The organism is Glaesserella sp., assembly GCF_041817755.1.
GTDB lineage: Bacteria > Pseudomonadota > Gammaproteobacteria > Enterobacterales > Pasteurellaceae > Glaesserella.
On record NZ_JBGYBX010000039.1, the window covers coordinates 20893 to 38706 of the forward strand.

At 41.7% G+C, this 17814-nt stretch carries 16 protein-coding genes and 4 tRNA genes; 3 read left to right on the top strand and 17 right to left on the bottom strand.

From position 1 onward, the window contains the following. Positions 1-83: 83 nt before the first annotated feature. The gene (locus ACEYKX_RS05315; RefSeq protein WP_373767299.1) at positions 84-893 is read right to left on the bottom strand and encodes a Cof-type HAD-IIB family hydrolase; all 810 of its coding nucleotides are present in this window, start codon (positions 891-893) and stop codon (positions 84-86) included. 121 nt (positions 894-1014) lie between these two features. Between ACEYKX_RS05315 and ACEYKX_RS05320 the strand changes: the two genes are divergently transcribed. Next, positions 1015-1692, top strand: a complete 678-nt coding sequence (locus ACEYKX_RS05320; protein WP_373767300.1) for a phosphoribosyltransferase family protein — start codon at positions 1015-1017, stop codon at positions 1690-1692. Here the strand turns inward: ACEYKX_RS05320 and ACEYKX_RS05325 are convergent. Both ACEYKX_RS05325 and ACEYKX_RS05330 read right to left on the bottom strand, forming a co-directional pair. After that, positions 1678-2478, bottom strand: coding sequence for a TatD family hydrolase (locus ACEYKX_RS05325; protein ID WP_373767301.1), 801 nt, complete (start codon positions 2476-2478; stop codon positions 1678-1680). The genes ACEYKX_RS05320 and ACEYKX_RS05325 overlap by 15 nt on opposite strands. 200 nt (positions 2479-2678) lie before the next feature. Continuing rightward, the gene (locus ACEYKX_RS05330; RefSeq protein WP_373767302.1) at positions 2679-4268 is read right to left on the bottom strand and encodes a carbon starvation protein A; all 1590 of its coding nucleotides are present in this window, start codon (positions 4266-4268) and stop codon (positions 2679-2681) included. 324 nt (positions 4269-4592) lie between these two features. Between ACEYKX_RS05330 and ACEYKX_RS05335 the strand changes: the two genes are divergently transcribed. After that, positions 4593-5975: a Do family serine endopeptidase gene (locus ACEYKX_RS05335; RefSeq protein WP_373767303.1), complete on the top strand. Its 1383-nt coding sequence runs from the start codon at positions 4593-4595 to the stop codon at positions 5973-5975. Between the two features lie 87 nt (positions 5976-6062). Here ACEYKX_RS05335 and ACEYKX_RS05340 read toward each other — a convergent pair whose 3' ends face one another. The 7 genes from ACEYKX_RS05340 to ACEYKX_RS05370 form a co-directional block, all read right to left on the bottom strand. Next, on the bottom strand, positions 6063-7952 hold the full coding sequence (locus ACEYKX_RS05340) for an acyltransferase family protein (RefSeq protein ID WP_373767304.1): 1890 nt from the start codon (positions 7950-7952) through the stop codon (positions 6063-6065). A 171-nt stretch (positions 7953-8123) separates the two neighbouring features. Next, positions 8124-8963: a metal ABC transporter permease gene (locus ACEYKX_RS05345; RefSeq protein WP_373767305.1), complete on the bottom strand. Its 840-nt coding sequence runs from the start codon at positions 8961-8963 to the stop codon at positions 8124-8126. After that, entirely contained in the window at positions 8963-9835 is an 873-nt protein-coding gene (locus ACEYKX_RS05350; protein ID WP_373767306.1) for a metal ABC transporter permease, read from the bottom strand. Before ACEYKX_RS05350 ends, ACEYKX_RS05345 begins: the two co-directional genes overlap by 1 nt. 3 nt (positions 9836-9838) lie before the next feature. Beyond that, positions 9839-10600: a metal ABC transporter ATP-binding protein gene (locus tag ACEYKX_RS05355; protein WP_373767307.1), complete on the bottom strand. Its 762-nt coding sequence runs from the start codon at positions 10598-10600 to the stop codon at positions 9839-9841. A gap of 62 nt (positions 10601-10662) precedes the next feature. Next, the gene (locus tag ACEYKX_RS05360) at positions 10663-11541 is read right to left on the bottom strand and encodes a metal ABC transporter substrate-binding protein (protein WP_373767308.1); all 879 of its coding nucleotides are present in this window, start codon (positions 11539-11541) and stop codon (positions 10663-10665) included. Between the two features lie 193 nt (positions 11542-11734). After that, the gene (gene rsgA, locus ACEYKX_RS05365; RefSeq protein ID WP_373767309.1) at positions 11735-12766 is read right to left on the bottom strand and encodes a small ribosomal subunit biogenesis GTPase RsgA; all 1032 of its coding nucleotides are present in this window, start codon (positions 12764-12766) and stop codon (positions 11735-11737) included. 114 nt (positions 12767-12880) lie between these two features. After that, positions 12881-13291, bottom strand: coding sequence for a DoxX family protein (locus ACEYKX_RS05370; RefSeq protein ID WP_373767310.1), 411 nt, complete (start codon positions 13289-13291; stop codon positions 12881-12883). Positions 13292-13441: 150 nt separating this feature from the next. Between ACEYKX_RS05370 and ACEYKX_RS05375 the strand changes: the two genes are divergently transcribed. Beyond that, entirely contained in the window at positions 13442-14338 is an 897-nt protein-coding gene (locus ACEYKX_RS05375; protein WP_373780619.1) for a LysR family transcriptional regulator, read from the top strand. Positions 14339-14389: 51 nt separating this feature from the next. Here ACEYKX_RS05375 and pgi read toward each other — a convergent pair whose 3' ends face one another. From pgi to aroE, 7 genes are all read right to left on the bottom strand, one after another. Continuing rightward, a complete protein-coding gene (gene pgi / locus ACEYKX_RS05380; RefSeq protein ID WP_373767312.1) occupies positions 14390-16030 on the bottom strand; it encodes a glucose-6-phosphate isomerase in 1641 nt (546 codons plus the stop codon). Positions 16031-16047: 17 nt separating this feature from the next. After that, positions 16048-16308, bottom strand: a complete 261-nt coding sequence (locus tag ACEYKX_RS05385) for an accessory factor UbiK family protein (protein WP_373767313.1) — start codon at positions 16306-16308, stop codon at positions 16048-16050. 119 nt (positions 16309-16427) lie between these two features. Beyond that, a tRNA-Gln gene (locus tag ACEYKX_RS05390) sits at positions 16428-16502 on the bottom strand. 46 nt (positions 16503-16548) lie between these two features. Further along, positions 16549-16623, bottom strand: a tRNA-Gln gene (locus ACEYKX_RS05395). Positions 16624-16647: 24 nt separating this feature from the next. After that, positions 16648-16732, bottom strand: a tRNA-Leu gene (locus tag ACEYKX_RS05400). A gap of 3 nt (positions 16733-16735) precedes the next feature. Then, positions 16736-16812, bottom strand: a tRNA-Met gene (locus tag ACEYKX_RS05405). Between the two features lie 177 nt (positions 16813-16989). Continuing rightward, entirely contained in the window at positions 16990-17814 is an 825-nt protein-coding gene (gene aroE / locus ACEYKX_RS05410) for a shikimate dehydrogenase (RefSeq protein ID WP_373767314.1), read from the bottom strand.

Below are 17814 nucleotides of genomic sequence, written 5' to 3' on the forward strand. Positions count from 1 at the left end.
GACTAGCTTAAACTTAAAAAAGATAGCTTTTATATTATGTTCAAATGGCAGAAGCTTACACTTCTTACCTCTATATCTTCAAGTTAAATTACATTCAACTTTTGCAACGCATCCAAAATGCCGTCTTGTTCGATCGGTAGCGTCACATAGTCCGCTACGGTTTTCAATTCGGGTTCGGCATTTCCCATCGCCACACCGAATCCGACTGCTGACAACATCTCCAAATCATTTAATCCGTCACCGAATGCCATCGCATTTTCAATGCCGAATCCAAAATAATGCAAAACATCTTGAATACCGCGTGCCTTCGAATTATGTTTATTCAGCAAATCCACCGAATATTTATGCCAGCGTACTTCTTTTAAATCGTCGCCGAGTACACCGGCCTCAACAACCTCTTGGGTTCGTTCTTGAGGAAAAAAAGCCAATAATTGAATTACCGAATGCGATAAATAATAGTCCGGGTCGACAATATAATCTTCTTTAATCGGTGTGAGAGATTCTTTAACCTCTACAGTATTTTTAGAGACCGCAATTTCATCGGCGGAAACGAAAGCGTATTCGATGTGTAATGCTTTCAAATGCGCAAGTATGCGCTCAATACGCTCCGTTGAAAGCGGATAATGGCTAATAACCTCTCCTTTATACAAATTATATTGACCGTTCGTCGTCACAAACAGCTCAAAGCCGTTTTCATTCATCAACGGTTTTAACGCTTTCGGAAATGCCCCGTAGGTACGACCCGTTGCAATCGCCGGAATAATCCCTTTGGCTTTGAGTCGAGGAATTACGTGTTGCATAATCGATGACGGAATACGTTGTTCTTTTTTGTAATAAAGCGTCTCATCAATATCAAAGAAAACCACTTTAATCGGATGTTGAATTGTTTTCATAAATTCTCCTTATTGTGAATTCGAGATTTTACTCTTTTTTCGATCACTGTCACAAAAATTCCGCCGAATCATGGCAAGAAACTTGCTAGAGTTTAATAAAAATCAAGAATGAGGAGATAAGATGAAAAATTGGGGATTTCGCTGCTTTCATTGTCAGATGCCGCTAACTGTCAGCTCACACGGTTTTTGCTGCCGCTGCTACCGCCTGCTTGACAAAACGCCTTATTGCGGACATTGCGGTTCAAGCTTATTAAGCTATCACAACAGCTGCGGCAACTGCCTGCGCAATGAACCGAAGTGGCACCGTATTGTGCAAATTTCAGCCTATAACTCACCGCTTGCAGACTGGATCCATCAATTCAAGTTCCAACGGCAATACTGGTTGGATAAGCCGCTTGCCCGCTTGCTGCTACTCGCTGTCCGAAATGCCCGGCGGGAACATTTTTTAACACTCCCTGAGGTGATCATGCCCGTCCCGTTATTTTGGCAACGTTATTGGCATCGAGGTTACAATCAAGCGGAGTTGATCGCCCGCCATCTTTCCCGTTGGTTGGCGATTCCGCTGGATTGCCGAAGTCTGCAACGGAAAAAAGCAACAACACCACAACGGGAATTAACCGCCAAAGAGAGGAAACGGAATCTTAAAGGTGCGTTTACGTATTGTCCCGCTCAAACTTATCAACGCATAGCGATTGTTGACGATGTCGTAACAACCGGCTCAACGCTGAATGCCATTTGCGCCGAATTGCTGAAACAAGACGTTAAAGAAATTCAGGTTTGGACATTAGCGAGAGCGTAGCCAAAACAGCTTTTCGCTTGTTTGCCAAATCGTTTCAGCTATCTGCTCAGGGCTTTCGGTTCGGAGGGCGCATAATGCTCGGAAGCTAACGTTTAACCGTTCAGGGCGGTTGGGCTCTCCTTGAAAACCTAATACGGGCATATCGGGAGCATCGGTTTCAAGTAACAGGCTGTCCAAAGGCAACTTGCGCATTGTTTCTCGGGTTTTATTTGCTCGTTGATAAGTAATAGTGCCGCCTACACCGATTTTATACCCGAGATCGACAAAACGTTTGGCTTGCTCATAACTTCCGGCAAAACCGTGTACCACACCGGTTTGAGATAGTCGGGCTTTTTTCAAAAAGGTAAAAAGTTGATCGTGACTTTTACGGGAATGTAAATTGACCGGCAAATCATACCGCTTGGCGAACGCTAATTGCGCCTCTAAAAATTCACATTGTTTGCGCCAAAGTTCGGGAGTACAAACACCATCGACCGCTCGTTCCAAACCGATTTCGGCAATGGCGGTACAATGGGAATCTTGCCGGCTTAATTGCGTTTCAAGTAAGTCCAAATGTACAAGGTGATGCTCTGCAATATAAAGGGGATGCAACCCCAGCCCGTAGACAATATGCTCAGGTTCCGCCCGACTACAAGCGGTCACTTTGTCAAAATTATTTGCAAAAATTGCAACCACAAGGATTCGCTCAACCTGTTGTGCTTTTGCATGTTCAACTAATTGCGAAACGGAAAGATTGAGATCTTGGGAAAGATAGTCTAAATGTGTGTGAGTATCAAAAAAGCGCATTTTATTCATATTGCTGCGGTGTTTTGTTGGGATGAGCAGACTTTATTTCTTATTTTCTTGGTTTAATTTCTGCCACCTTTTCCCCTATTTACTAAAGAGGGTTAGAGGGAATTTGGCAGAAGGTATAAAAGTGAGAATATTAAATCATGCAAAATAACAAAGGGGCGAAAAGATTCGCCCCGATAAATTTACATTGAAAATTATGCTTTAGCCGTATCGTCGACGTAAACATCCGGGTCTTCTTGACCTTCACGTTTGAGCATGGTGAAGAATGCAACCAAGCATGCTGCAGTCAGAGCCAAACCGATATACACGGATAATTGGTAATCTAAGCCAAAACCGATTTTATTATACGCTAAGAAGGTGAATGATACGGTACTGATAAATGCCGCCGGAATTGTACATACCCAGTGGAATTTATTGTAGCGGTATAAGTAAGCCGCTGCTGTCCATAACATGACCATTGCAGTAGTTTGGTTTGCCCAAGTGAAATAACGCCATAAGATACTGAAGTCGATTTTTGAAACAATAAAACCGATAGCAAATAACGGAAGACAGATCATTAAGCGTTTTACTAAAGTTCTTTGTTCAATGTTGAAGAACTCAGCAATGATTAAACGTGCGGCACGGAATGCAGTATCGCCAGATGTGATAGGTAATACCACAACACCTAATACTGCAAAGATACCGCCTACGAAACCTAAGAAGTAAAGTGAAGAGTCGTATACGACTTTAGACGGTGAACCCGCTGCGATAGCATCTTGTAACGCTTGTGGGTTTTCATAGAATGCTAAACCAACCATACACCAAATTAATGCAATCACACCTTCGGCAATCATTGCTCCGTAGAATATGAAACGACCTTCGCTTTCATTTTGTGCACAACGTGCCATTAATGGTGTTTGTGTTGCATGGAAACCGGATAATGCACCGCAAGAGATGGTTAAGAATAGTAACGGCCAAATCGGCACATCACCTTTTACTTGGAAATTTTCAAAGAATTTCTCAAAACTCATTCCATCAATTGTACGGAAGAAGTCCACAGGATCCGTTACACTAAAATGACTCGTGACTAAGCCATATACCATACCTATTGACATGAAAAGCAATAATGCGCCGAAGAACGGATAGATACGACCAATGATTTTATCAATCGGAAGTAATGTCGCAAGAATGTAATAACAGAAGATAATGGTTGTCCATACTGCGATTACCGTTGGTTTATCCATACCCCAAACAGTAATATCGCTTGCAGCTGTAGCTGTTTTTGCAATTTCTTCAGCATTATCTAAAGAGAGTGAGCCACCTGCAGAACCGAATACATCAATGGTAATAGTACTTAATAATTGCGCAGGACTTGCGACGAATACTACGCCGACTAAAAGAAGTAATACGACCGCAAGAAGGTTGATGAACGCTTTAACCGGACGACCTAAGTATTTACCCGCTAAGTTAGGCATTGAGGCACCGCCGTTACGCACACTTAACATACCACAAAAGTAGTCGTGCACCGCACCGGCGAAGATACAACCTAAAACGATCCAAAGCATTGCAACCGGACCATATAATGCACCAAGAATAGGACCAAAGATTGGACCTGTTCCCGCAATATTTAGTAATTGAATAAGCCAAATACGTTTTTTAGACATCGGCACGTAATCAACACCGTCTTGCATAGTATAAGCCGGTGTCGTTTTTTTCGGGTTAATCACAAAGATCTTTTCAATGATCTTGCCGTAAACAAAGTACCCTAAAACTAAGACGGCTACACAGAAGAAAAACCACAACATAATTGAGTTTCCTATAATTATTTAAAGAGGTAAGTAGTAAAAAAGCCTAAAGGCGATGCATTCTAATGAGTTACGTCAATAAAGTAAAATTGTATTGTTACTCTAATGTTATTTATAATAAATAAATGTGACAAAGATCACACAACATCAAGATGTGTGTTATGTTGTTTTCAGTAGGTTATACACAAATCAAAGGATAAAATTTATGTTTTTATTTTATCGTTCAGAACCCGATTAAAAATTGCATGTCTTATGCGTTACGAGCGATAACTCCGAACTCGTATAACAATACAACCAATAACATCTAAAATGAAAGGATATAAAATGCAAAAATCAATGAAAAAATCATTACTCACCTCCCTCGTACTCGGTTTAAGCGTACTTTCCGTTCCGGCGTTAAGTCAAGCTAATCTACCGCAAAGCATTGATGGACAAACGTTACCAAGTCTGGCACCAATGATTGAAAAAGTGCGCCCGGCTGTGGTCAGTATTGCGGTCGAGGGACAAACGCAAGATGTACCGACTGCACGCGCCGTACCGGAAGAATTTGAATTTTTCTTCGGTCCGAATGCTTTCGGTGATCGCGGTGGCCCACGTCAATTCCGAGGTGAAGGATCCGGTGTCATTATTAATGCCGATAAAGGCTATGTCATCACAAATAACCATGTCATTGATAACGCTGAAAAAATCATGGTAAAACTGGATGACGGGCGAGAATTTAAAGCCAAATTAGTCGGTTCCGACCCGATGTCCGATGTAGCATTAATTCAAATAGAAAATCCGAAAAACCTTACCGAAATTAAAATTGCCGATTCAGACAAACTTCGTGTCGGTGACTTTACCGTCGCCATTGGTAATCCGTTCGGATTAGGACAAACCGTGACATCCGGGATTGTCTCCGCGTTGGGGCGTTCTACCGGCACTACTGATGAAGGTTATGAAAGCTATATTCAAACGGATGCGGCGGTAAACCGTGGAAACTCAGGCGGACCGTTGATTAACCTACAAGGAGAACTTATCGGGATCAATACGGCAATTATTTCACCAAGTGGCGGTAATGCCGGCATCGCCTTTGCCATTCCGAGCAACATGGCGAATAACTTAGTGCAACAAATCCTTGAATTCGGCGAAGTCAAACGCGGTTTACTCGGCATTAAAGGCGGTGAGCTCAGTGCTGATCTAGCCAAAGAGTTCGATGTCAATGCACAACAAGGGGCATTTATCAGTGAAGTTATGGCAGATTCGGCGGCCGCGAAAGCCGGTTTAAAAGCAGGTGATGTCATTATCGGATTAAACGGACAAAAAATCCGCAGTTTTGCCGAGCTACGGGCTAAAGTTGCGACGACCGGTGCAGGTAAAGAAATCTTGTTAACTTATTTACGTGACGGTAAAGAAGATACCGTTAAAGTGGTATTACAATCCGACGAACAAAATAACACCAATGCAAAAGCATTACTTCCTGCACTGAACGGCGCAGAATTAAGCAACTACAATGCGAAAAACATTAAAGGCGTTGAAATCAGTAAAATCGAAAAAGGGTCGATCGCAGAGTCACGCGGCTTTAAAAAAGGCGATGTGATTGTCGGTGTAAACCGCCGAAGTGTTGAGAACATTGGTGAATTACGTAAAATCCTAGAATCCAAACCCTCCGCTATTGCATTAAATATCTTGCGAGACGGATCAAATTTCTACGTTATTATTCAATAATTTTTATAAAAAATACCCCATAAAGGGGTATTTTTTTATTTATTTCAAATAATATTACCGATAATACGATACAGTGAAATCGTAAAGCTAATCGCCTCCCTTTATCACCGGGATAAAAGATTGTGTTTTCAAGAATCTCTCTGCAATAAGTTTTCCGCCATACGGATTAATATGGTCAAAATCAGAATATATCGGTTTTCCGTCATGTATAAAATTATCAGGCAGTAATGAAATGGTGTCTATAACATACACATTGGCATATTTAGCTGCAATTTCCTTCATTTTCTTATTGCCTTCATCTGTAGTTTTGTAAGAATCCGGCGTTGCACTTAGCGGTATTAAAGGTATTCCAAATACATTGGACAATTTATAATCTCTCAAGCCGTTACGATTCAGATTAGGCGTATCCGTCAATAAATAAATTGATTCTTTATCTCTTGATAACTTAGCCAACATCACATCAAATTTTTCAAAAAATTTCGGATCATACGCAATAGACTTACTTTCTGTTATTTGGCTTCCCCAACGCATGGATAAAATCACGATAGGATATTTATTCATATGGTTAAGTGCAAATTGATGAACAGCGTCACAACGATTACCCGGTTTCAAAATTCTCGCTTGATAGTTTTCTACATAGGCACAAGAATCTGCAGAAACTAACATTGCCGACCATTTTTCATGTTTACCGACAGTATCAATAAACGTCTTATAATGATCCGCATGCGAATCCCCTACCATCAAAATTTTTGGCTGAACGGATTCATCTCCCCATATACAACGTTTCGCCAAATTATTATGGCATGAAGAATGATCATGGGTAAGCCCCTGCTCGTAGTAGTCATTCATAATCGGCAAATAGCGGAACGAAAACCAGCATACACCGATAACTAAAGAAGGGAGCACATAAAAATAGATAACATTTTTAGCAAATGACATCGTTAACTGTCTAGCCGGTTTTTCTACAAGTAAATATGACGCAATAGATAATACAGTCATAATAACAGCCAGAGGTAACAGCCATGACAACGGTAATTCAGACGAGCCTATCGCATAACGGGCAAACGCTAAAACCGGCCAATGCCATAAATAGAGGGAATAAGAAAGTAACCCTATGGTTACAATCCATTTGATCTCAAAGACCTTTTTAAAACCATGATCAAAGCGATTAAAATAGATTAAAGTTGCGGTTGCAATACAAGGCAGTAATGCCGCCAAACCGGGAAACATACTCATCCCCGGATAGTACAGGATTAAACAACCGACTAATACTGCCGTTGCCATGATACTAACCGGCATAGCGAAACGTTCTAACGGGAAATAATTTTGTTTATGACAATATTGTACAATCACGGCAGTTAACGAGCCGACAAACATCTCACCTGCCCGTAAATGCGGTAAATAATACTTATCTAAGCCGAATGACGGAAAAAATCCTAATACCGCACTGAGTAAAATCATTGCACTTAAGCAAAATATTTGAACACGCCAACTTCTCCTTACCACCCATAAACAGAATAAAGGGAAAAGAAAATAATATTGTTCTTCAACCGAAAGCGACCAGATATGTAGTAATGGTTTTTCATCCTGAGCAGGATCAAAGTATCCTTGCCCGATAGATGAATAGAGGTTGGCCGAAAAAAGTAGTGAAGCTAATATTGATCGGCCTAAAAATCTATAATCATTGGGAGGAAAGAAGAATAATGAAGCTATCAATACGGCAAATAAAACGACAAAAAAGACCGGTAAAATCCGCTTAATCCGACGAATATAAAAAATCTTAAACGAAAATTCATTTGATGACATTTCTCGGTGAATAATCAATGTAATCAGAAAACCTGAAATCACGAAAAAAATATCGACACCTAGGAAACCTCCTGATAACCAATTATGATTCAAATGAAACGTAATAACAGACAAGACCGCTAAAGCGCGCAGACTATCAATATCTGCACGATAACTTAATGTTTTACTCAAAATAAACTCCATGCGTGCTAAATTTAAATTATCACTAAAATAGCAACAATTTAAATCTCACATCTTTTTTTAATGTATTAATAAATAAATTAGGTAAGTGGTTAATATGCTATACTGACCCAATCTATTTTTCAATATCCTATTTACCATGGAAATTCGTTATATTATTTCTTAAACAATCCTGTTGATTTTTCCTTTTATATATACTATTGCAATACTCATCAAAAATCCTACCGCTTGCAACAACACAATACAAGGTCCTGTGGCGACATCGAAATGGAAACTTAAAAACACGCCCCAAAAAGCACTATTTACTGCAGTGAAGATGGCGATTAGCAACATTCGGTCAAAGCGTTTGGCAAGCGTGTAGCCTGTGATCCCTGGGGTAATCAGCATTGCCACCACTAAAATCACGCCGACCACTTGCATTGCACTAATAATCACTAATGCCAATAGCACCAGTAAGCTGTAATGCAACACTTTGATATTAAAGCCAACGGTGCGAGCGTGGCTGGCATCGAAGCAGTATAGTAGGAAATCTCGGCGTTTTACTAAGATAACGAATAATACCACTAAGGAAATGGCGAGGGTTTGGTAAAATTCATTGTCGGTAATCCCAAGCAAATCGCCAAATAAGATGTGCATTAAATGTTGATCGGTTTCGACTTTGACAAACATCACCAAACCTAACGCAAACATTCCCGAAAAGACGATCCCCATTACTGTATCTTCTTTAATACGGCTATTTTCTTTGAGATAGCCAACAGCAACGGCACAGAAAATACCCGAAACAAAAGCCCCGATGGCTAACGGAATAGCAAGCAGATAAGCGATCACAATTCCCGGTAATACGGCGTGTGAGATCGCATCGCCCATTAGCGACCAACCTTTTAGCACTAAATAGCAGGATAACACGGCACAGATTAAGGCGACTACAACACCGATAACTAAGGCTTGTTGTATAAAAGGGAAAGCAAGCGGTTCAGCAAACCATTGATAGAGTGCGTCCATTATTCTCCCCCTTGACAAGCGGTCGGTTTAGCTGGATTTTTTGCAAATTTGCGTGAGAGTAAACCATATTTAGGGGCGAAGAAAAACGCTAGTAAAAACAGTAGGGTTTGTAGTGTGACAATAAATCCTCCTGTCGCACCATCAGCAAAATAGCTTAAATAAGCACCAAAAGATCCACTAAAACCGCCAAGTGAAATTGCGATAATCAATAATTTGCCGAATTTATCCGTTAATAAATAGGCCGTTGCCCCTGGGGTGACAACCATTGCGATCACTAAAATTGCACCGACACTTTGTAATGCGGCAACGATACAAGCACTGAGTAAGCTGAAAAACAGCACTTTAAGTTGCATCGGCGAAATGCCTACGGCTTTAGCTTGAATTTCATCAAAAAAGACGAGTAATAAATCTTTCCAGTAAATCACTAGAAAAAAGAGTGACACCGATAAAATAATCACCACTTGTAACATATCTTCATCGGCAATGCCTAAGATATTGCCGAGAATGATGGATTGCACATTAACGGACGTTGGATTGATGGAAATAATTAATAAACCTAAGGCAAAAAAGGTGGTAAAAATAAAGCCAATTACCGCATCTTCTCGTAATTTTGTGACGGATTTAACCGCTAAGATAGCAATAGTGGCAAGAAATCCCGAAAAGAAAGCCCCGACAGCATAAGGCAGAGACAAGGCATAAGCCAATGCAACACCAGGGACGACGGCGTGCGATAAGGCATCTCCAATCAACGACCAGCCTTTGAGCATTAAATAGGCAGACAAAAAAGCACAGATCGCCCCGATTGCACCGCTTACCACAATCGCTTTAAACATATAATCGTAGAAAAAAGGTTCTAGCAGTAACTCAAGCATTGATTATTCCTCATGTTCTCCGAGTAACTGCTGATAACGCAAGACACCGCCAAATACTCGTTCAAGATTTTCAGGGGTGAATGTCGTTTCGATAGATCCTGTTGCTAACACTGTGCGATTAATCATTACCGCTTGATCGCAAAAACTTGGTACAGCGGCTAAATTGTGGGTAGAAACAAGGATTAAGTGACCGCTATCCCGAAGCTGTTTGAGTAGATCGATAATCGCATTTTCGGTATTTACGTCCACGCCAGTGAAAGGTTCGTCAAGTAAGATAATTTTGCTCTCTTGAGCAAGCGAACGAGCCAAAAATACCCGTTTTTTCTGCCCCCCCGAAAGCTCGCCGATTTGACGATCGGCAAGGTGAGAGATATTGACCCGCTCCATTGCTTCGGCGACTTTTTGCTTATCCACCGCAGAAGGGATACGCAGAAAATTCATATAGCCATAACGCCCCATCATTACCACATCATAAACCGAGACGGGAAATTGCCAGTCTACTTCTTCACTTTGTGGCACATAAGCAACAAGATTGCGTTTTAAGGCTTGATTGACAGGCAGTCCGCATAGCTCAATCGTTCCTTTTGGCTGAACTAATCCCATAATGCTTTTAAATAAGGTCGATTTGCCACTGCCGTTCACCCCAAGTAATGCACAGATTGTGCCACCGTCAAGGCGAAAAGTAACATCGTGAATTGCCGTGTGTCCGTTGCTATAACGAACGGTGACATCGGAAACAGAAAGAGAACTCAGGGGAATGTTCATATTTATTAGGTAATCCTATTTTTTAAATGTAGGGCGAACCAAAGCAGTTCGCCCAAATCGTTTTATTTTTCAAATCCAGCAACAATCGTACTTACCGTCACATTGAGTAAATCAATATAAGTTGGTACTTTGCCATCTTTTGTTGAGAGAGAGTCCACATACAACACACCGCCATAACGTGCTTTACTCTCTTTTGCCACTTGTTTAGCAGGCTTATCTGAAATGGTACTTTCACTAAATACCACCGGAATTTGATGTTTACGCACTTGGTCGATCACTTTACGGATCTGTTTTGGCGTGCCTTGTTCATCTTGGTTAATCGCCCAAAGGTATAACTCTTTGAAGCCATAATCTCTAGCAAGATAGCTAAACGCCCCTTCGCTCGTTACCAACCAACGCTGTGCTTCAGGCACTTTTGCCAAACGCTCACGCAACGGCTGATCTAAGGCAATGATTTTATCCGCATAGGCTTTCGCATTCGCATTATAGGCTTCGGCATTTGCCGGATCGTATTTCACCAAGGCTTGACGAATATTTTCAATATAAATCAACGCATTTTTCGTGGACATCCAAGCGTGTGGGTTTGGCTTATCTTTGTAAGGCCCTTCATAGATAGAAATCGGCTCAATGCCTTCCGTTACCACAACCGCAGGCTTATCTTTCACTTGAGCAAAGAAACGCTCAAACCAGCTTTCAAGGTTCATACCGTTCCACAACACCAAATCCGCAGATTGTGCTTTCACAATATCCTGTGGCGTTGGCTGATAATCGTGGATTTCCGCACCCGGTTTAGTGATCGACTCGACCACTGCTTTATCCCCTGCGACATTTTGAGCAATATCTTGAATCACAGTGAATGTGGTGACCACTTTAAACTGCCGGGCAGCAAGTGGATTCGTCAGTAGGAAAAATAGGCTAAATAGCGCGATGAATTTCTTCATATGAGTCTCCTTATAAAATATATGGTCTTTCGCGGGGCGCTATTCTATAGGTAAAAAATAAGCTGTCAACAAATAAAAACGATTCTCAACAACCACTAAAAGATGATAATCAACAACTTCCGCCAGATGATAATCAATAAGCATCACAAATGAGAACGGGTTGCTATTTTTATCTAGCAACCCGTTGATTTTATTATTCTTTTCTAAAATACCGCTGACTTTTGCTTTCTTGGCGGCTTTCTAAGAGCCGATGATAGTTGTCAAAACGTATCGGATCAATTTTTCCCTGTTCTACCGCTTCTCTCAATGCACACCCTGGGTCATCTTTATGTTTACAATCACGGAATTTGCAAGTGCCTAATACCGAAGCAAACTCCCGATAACCTTGAGTAATCTGCTCCGCCTCCAAATGCCATAAACCGAATTCACGAATTCCCGGAGAATCAATCAAGTTGCCACCTTGAGGTAAATGATATAAACGGGAAGCGGTCGTAGTATGTTGCCCCAGCCCTGAAATATCGCTTACCGCACCGATTTGTGCATTTACTTCGGGTAATAACTGATTGATTAGACTCGATTTTCCAACCCCAGATTGCCCGACAAAAATGGATGTGCCCTTTGCAAGATAAGCACTCAGCTCAGACATATTCTCTCCAGTATCTGCCGAGAGGCAAAGCGTTTGATAGCCGATCTTTTTATAGATCTCAAGCTGTTGTTGCACTTCTTTTCGCTCTTGTTCACTCAATAAATCAATTTTATTCAATACAATTAAGGCAGGAATGTTAGCATTCTCACAAATCACTAAATAGCGGTCGATAATGTTCAGCGAGAGCTGGGGCAATACGGCGGATACAATGATAATTTGATCGATATTCGCCGCCATTACTTTAATACCGTCATAATAATCGGGGCGGGTCAGTTCATTCTGACGCGGGTAAACGGCTTCAATCACTCCGCTAATCCCTTGCAGCTGCTCGTTCCCTAAACGCCACGACACCACATCGCCCACCACCACATTTTTCAGCGTTCGGCGTAAATTACAACGAAAGATCTTACCGCTTGCCGTTTCCACATCGGCATGTTTGGCATGACGCGTCACCACAATGCCTTGCTGAACCTCACCAAGCATTTCATCTTGCCATTCAAATTCTTTTTTGCTGATTTTATTGTGATGATTCGATTGAATCCGACGTTGTTGGTTTTGGGTTAAGCGACGTTTGCTCAAAAGACAGCCTCGTGGTAAATAAAAAACAGGCGAAAGGATACTATAAAAATGGGACAAGCGGTGAGATCCTGCAAAAAATTTGCAAAATCGCACCGCTTGTTGAAGATAAGGAAATTAGTTTTTACCGAATAACTTTTGATCTAGCGACAATTTGCCTGCGCCTGTAAACACTAAGACTAAGAAGAAGAGTGAGTACATTGCCGCCAATTCGCCTTTATTTAACATCGGTTGGAACAAAGTTGCTGCGGAGGCGTGCACACCAAAATAGGCGTAAGCCATTTGACCGGACAGTAAAAATGCCGTCGGACGGGTGAATAAACCTAATGCAATTAAAATGCCGCCTGCAATTTCTAATATTGCCGCAAATCCGTAAAGTGAAAAGAGTTCTACGCTACCGTTACCGCCTGTCATTGACACCGGAAATTCAAAGAATTTTGCTGTACCGTGTAATAAGAACATATAACCGACCACTACGCGAGCCAATAAAAATGCCACCGGACTTAATTTTTCTAATGATGAATTCATAAAGTTTCCTTAATTTAATCAAAATATGCCATCACGACCGAATAATGTCGTTAGCTTATGCATTTTAACGCAATGTCTCGGCTTGATAATCTTCCGTTTACTGAATACACTATTAAGCTTCACTTAATTAAAAGAAATTTAACATTTACCATGTACGATTATAAAGCCATGGCGGTTTTTGTGACCGTCGTCGATAAAGGCTCCATGCAATCTGCCGCCGATACGCTGCAAATGACTCCCTCAGCCGTCACACAATCGATTCAAAAATTAGAAACGCAGCTCAATATGAAATTATTGACCCGCACAACGCGTAAGCCTTCCCTGACGGAAGCGGGAGAGGTATTTTATCAGCATGCGGTGCAAATTCAGCAAACCGCCGATAACGCCGTCAAAAGTATCGAACTACTCCGCTCACAGCCGGTAGGACAATTGAATATTGCATGCGCCACCGGTTTAATGGACAGTTTATTTGTCAATGCGTTTAAATCGGTTTTTGACAGCCATCCTGAATTTCGTCTGAATCTGATTTTTGAAGATAAAGTGATCGATTTGCTTGAACAACGCATCGACATTTCACTCCGAGCCGGTCCCGGTGTCCTTTCCGATAATATGATTGCCCGTCATATCTATGATTTTGATTGGGCGATTGTGGCACACCGCAATTACTTTGCCGAAAAAGGTCTTCCGCAAACCTTAGACGAACTGGCGAAATTAGATTGGATCAGTTTCTCTAACTCTCGTTTTACTTCACTAAACCTCAAAAACGGCGATGACGCATACGACATTTCCCCGGATTACCGTATAAATTGTAACAGTCTATACGCAAGCCGCTGTATCACCATGAGCGGTTTGGGTGTTTCCATTCAGCCTGAAGCAGATGTATTGCCAGCACTGACAAGCGGTGAGTTAGTCCAAGTTTTTTGTAATTGGAAACTACCGCCCGTACCGCTTTATTTGGTCACGCTCCAGCGGGTGCAATCGGAAAAAGTCCGTATCGCTTGCGAACTCATTATGGATTATTTCGAGACCCTGCAAAAAAAACCGTAATGGGTATAAAAAAGGCGAGAACCATGTCCCGCCTTTTTGAGGTTTATGCCGTTAACGCCATGCTTTAAATTGATTGATTAAACCGTTGGTAGAACTATCGTGACTGCTGATTTTTTCATCGTTTTCCAACTCCGGTAAAATGCGATTGGCAAGTTGTTTACCTAACTCCACGCCCCATTGGTCGAAGCTGTAAATGTTGAAAATGACGCCCTGTACAAAAATTTTGTGTTCGTACATTGCAATCAACGCCCCTAATGTAAACGGCGTAATTTTTTGGACTAGAATCGAATTGGTCGGTTTATTGCCGGTAAATACTTTAAACGGTACAATATCTGCAACCTCTTCTAAGGATTTACCCGCTTGTAAAAACTCCTGCTCAACCACTTCTTGTGATTTACCGAAAGCAAGCGCTTCCGTTTGTGCAAAGAAATTAGAAAGTAATTTCGGATGATGATCCGCTAACGGATTATGCGTTTGTGCCGGTGCAATAAAATCACAAGGAATGAGTTTTGTTCCTTGGTGAATCAATTGGTAGAACGCGTGCTGACCGTTTGTGCCCGGCTCACCCCAAATAATCGGACCGGTTTGGTAGTTCACTGCATTACCGTCACGTCCCACGTATTTACCGTTGGACTCCATATTGCCTTGTTGGAAATAGGCGGCAAAACGGTGCATATATTGATCATAAGGTAAAATCGCTTCCGACTCCGCTCCTAAGAAGTTGTTATTCCAAATGCCGATAAGCGCCAGCGTTAACGGAATATTTTTTTCCGGCTGCGAATTCAAGAAGTGTTTATCCATCGCATGAGCTCCTTCCAGCAGTTGCTCGAAGTTCTCAAAGCCCAAAGAAAGCGCAATGGATAAGCCAATCGCCGACCATAATGAGTAACGTCCGCCGACCCAATCCCAAAATTCAAACATGTTTGCCGTATCAATCCCGAATTTTGACACTTCTTTAGCATTCGTAGAAAGCGCCACGAAGTGTTTTGCCACGGCAGATTCATCTTTTGCAGAAGCCAACAACCAATCACGCGCAGACAAGGCATTTGTCATGGTTTCTTGCGTAGTAAACGTTTTGGAGGCCACTAAGAATAATGTTGTTTCCGGATTTGTTTTACGCAATGTTTCAGCCATATGGGTTCCATCCACATTTGAAACAAAATGCATATTTAAGTGGTTTTTATACGGACGCAACGCCTCGGTAACCATATACGGACCTAAATCCGAGCCACCGATACCGATATTCACGACATCAGTAATCGCTTTACCCGTGTAGCCTTTCCACTCACCGGAAATAACGTGTTCACAGAAACCTCTCATTTTCTCAAGCACCGCATTTACTTCCGGCATCACATTTTTGCCGTCTACTTCCACCGGTGTATTTGAGCGGTTACGTAAAGCGGTATGGAGTACCGCACGATTTTCGGTACGGTTAATCTTTTCGCCCTTAAACATGGCGTATGTCGCCGATTTGACATGGCACTCTTCGGCTAATTGACGCAATAATGCAAGCGTGTGTTCATTGATCGCATTCTTAGAAAAATCGACTAAAATCCGGTCATCAAAACGTAACGAATATTTATCAAAACGTTTCGGATCTTCGCTAAACAGTTGCGGAATGGTGAGATTTTCCGCTTTATGTTGCGTTAACGCATTCCACGCAAATGTTTGGGTTGGATTAATGTTTTGCATTGAGTTCTCCTCTACATTTAATTTTGTGATTCGGTTGATGTTTTTTCGCTTAACTCATTAAGGCGTTTTTCCAATTCATTAAGTTTTTCACGCGTACGTAATAATACTTGCGATTGCACGTCAAATTCTTCACGTGTCACCACATCAAGCTTCGCTAATTGCGCTTGTAGAATTTGTTTGAATTTTTCTTCTAAATCGTTTCCGACATTTTTTAAACTTTGCGGTAACGCATTGTGAAGCTGCTGTGCAATAGCTTCTAAATTTCTCGGATTAAGCATGATTTTCCCCTTGTAAAGTGAACGTTAATTCTAAAGAATTTCATAGCGGATAAAAAGCAAAGAATACGTAGAATAAGGAAAATTGAGCGATTATTTGATCTAGGGAAATGAAATAAAGATGGCTGGGGTACTAGGATTCGAACCTAGGAATGCTGGGATCAAAACCCAGTGCCTTACCGCTTGGCGATACCCCAAAAGAAAAAAACTAACTTGCGTTAGTTCATTCGATTTGAAATAAGATGGCTGGAGTACTAGGATTCGAACCTAGGAATGCTGGGATCAAAACCCAGTGCCTTACCGCTTGGCGATACTCCAGTCGTTTTATTTGCAAGCTTCAAATGGTGCGGGACGAGGGACTTGAACCCACACACCTCTCGGCGCCAGAACCTAAATCTGGTGCGTCTACCAATTTCGCCAGTCCCGCAAATGGTGGCTACAACGAGATTCGAACTTGTGACCCCAACATTATGAGTGTTGTGCTCTAACCAGCTGAGCTATGTAGCCATTTGCGTCACCATATCGGCTTTGCGGGGCGTATTATGCTGATTTAGCCTTATCCCGTCAAATCTTTTTTTTCAAAAAATATAAAAATTCGCTTATTTGCCTAGAGTTTCGGCAGTTTGATATAAAAAACGACGAAATTCATTATAAAGCGTATATTTTATAATAGGTTATATTATATTAGCGTGTAATTTCCATTTCTGACTTCAAAATCGAAAGTGTTTCTTCAACATTCGGGAGAACCCCTTCCCACAGTTGAAACGCATAAGCCGCCTGACCAACTAACATTCCCAAACCGTCTTGACAACGGCGTGTTCCTTGAGACCCCGCATAATTGAGAAACGGCGTCTGCATATTCGGTGCATATTGCATATCATAAATGTTGGCATCAGCAAGCAAATGTTTAGGTAATTCGACATATTTGCCTTGTAAACCTAAAGAGGTAGCGTTAATAATCAAATCAAATGATTGTTCGCCGATTTCCGTTATACAAGCGGTCTGAATCGAACCGAATTTTGCAAATTTTTCCGCCAGAACGAGCGCTTTCTCTCTAGTGCGATTGTAAATGGTGATCTGCTGTTGTGCTTGCAATAACGGATAAAGCACCCCTTTCGTTGCACCACCCGCCCCCAAAATTAACACACGTTGATTGGCGTTCAACCAGCCTAAGCGGGTAAGATCGGAAACTAAACCGACACCGTCTGTATTGTCGGCATATAACCGCCCGTCTTCCAAACGCTTCAAGGTATTACACGCTTCCGCCTGTAAACAACTTTCACTGTGTGAATCCGCAAGTGCAAACGCCCGCTCTTTAAAAGGAGCGGTGATATTTGCCCCCTTCGCTCCTTCCGCAAAAAATTGTTGTAACTGGCTTTCAAACTGCTGCTCACCGCCTAATTTGGCAACATAGGAAATCGCTTTGCCTGTTTGCTGTCCGAACAGAGCATGAATACGGGGCGATTTACTTTGAGCAATCGGATTGCCCCAAACGGCATAGTGATTCAT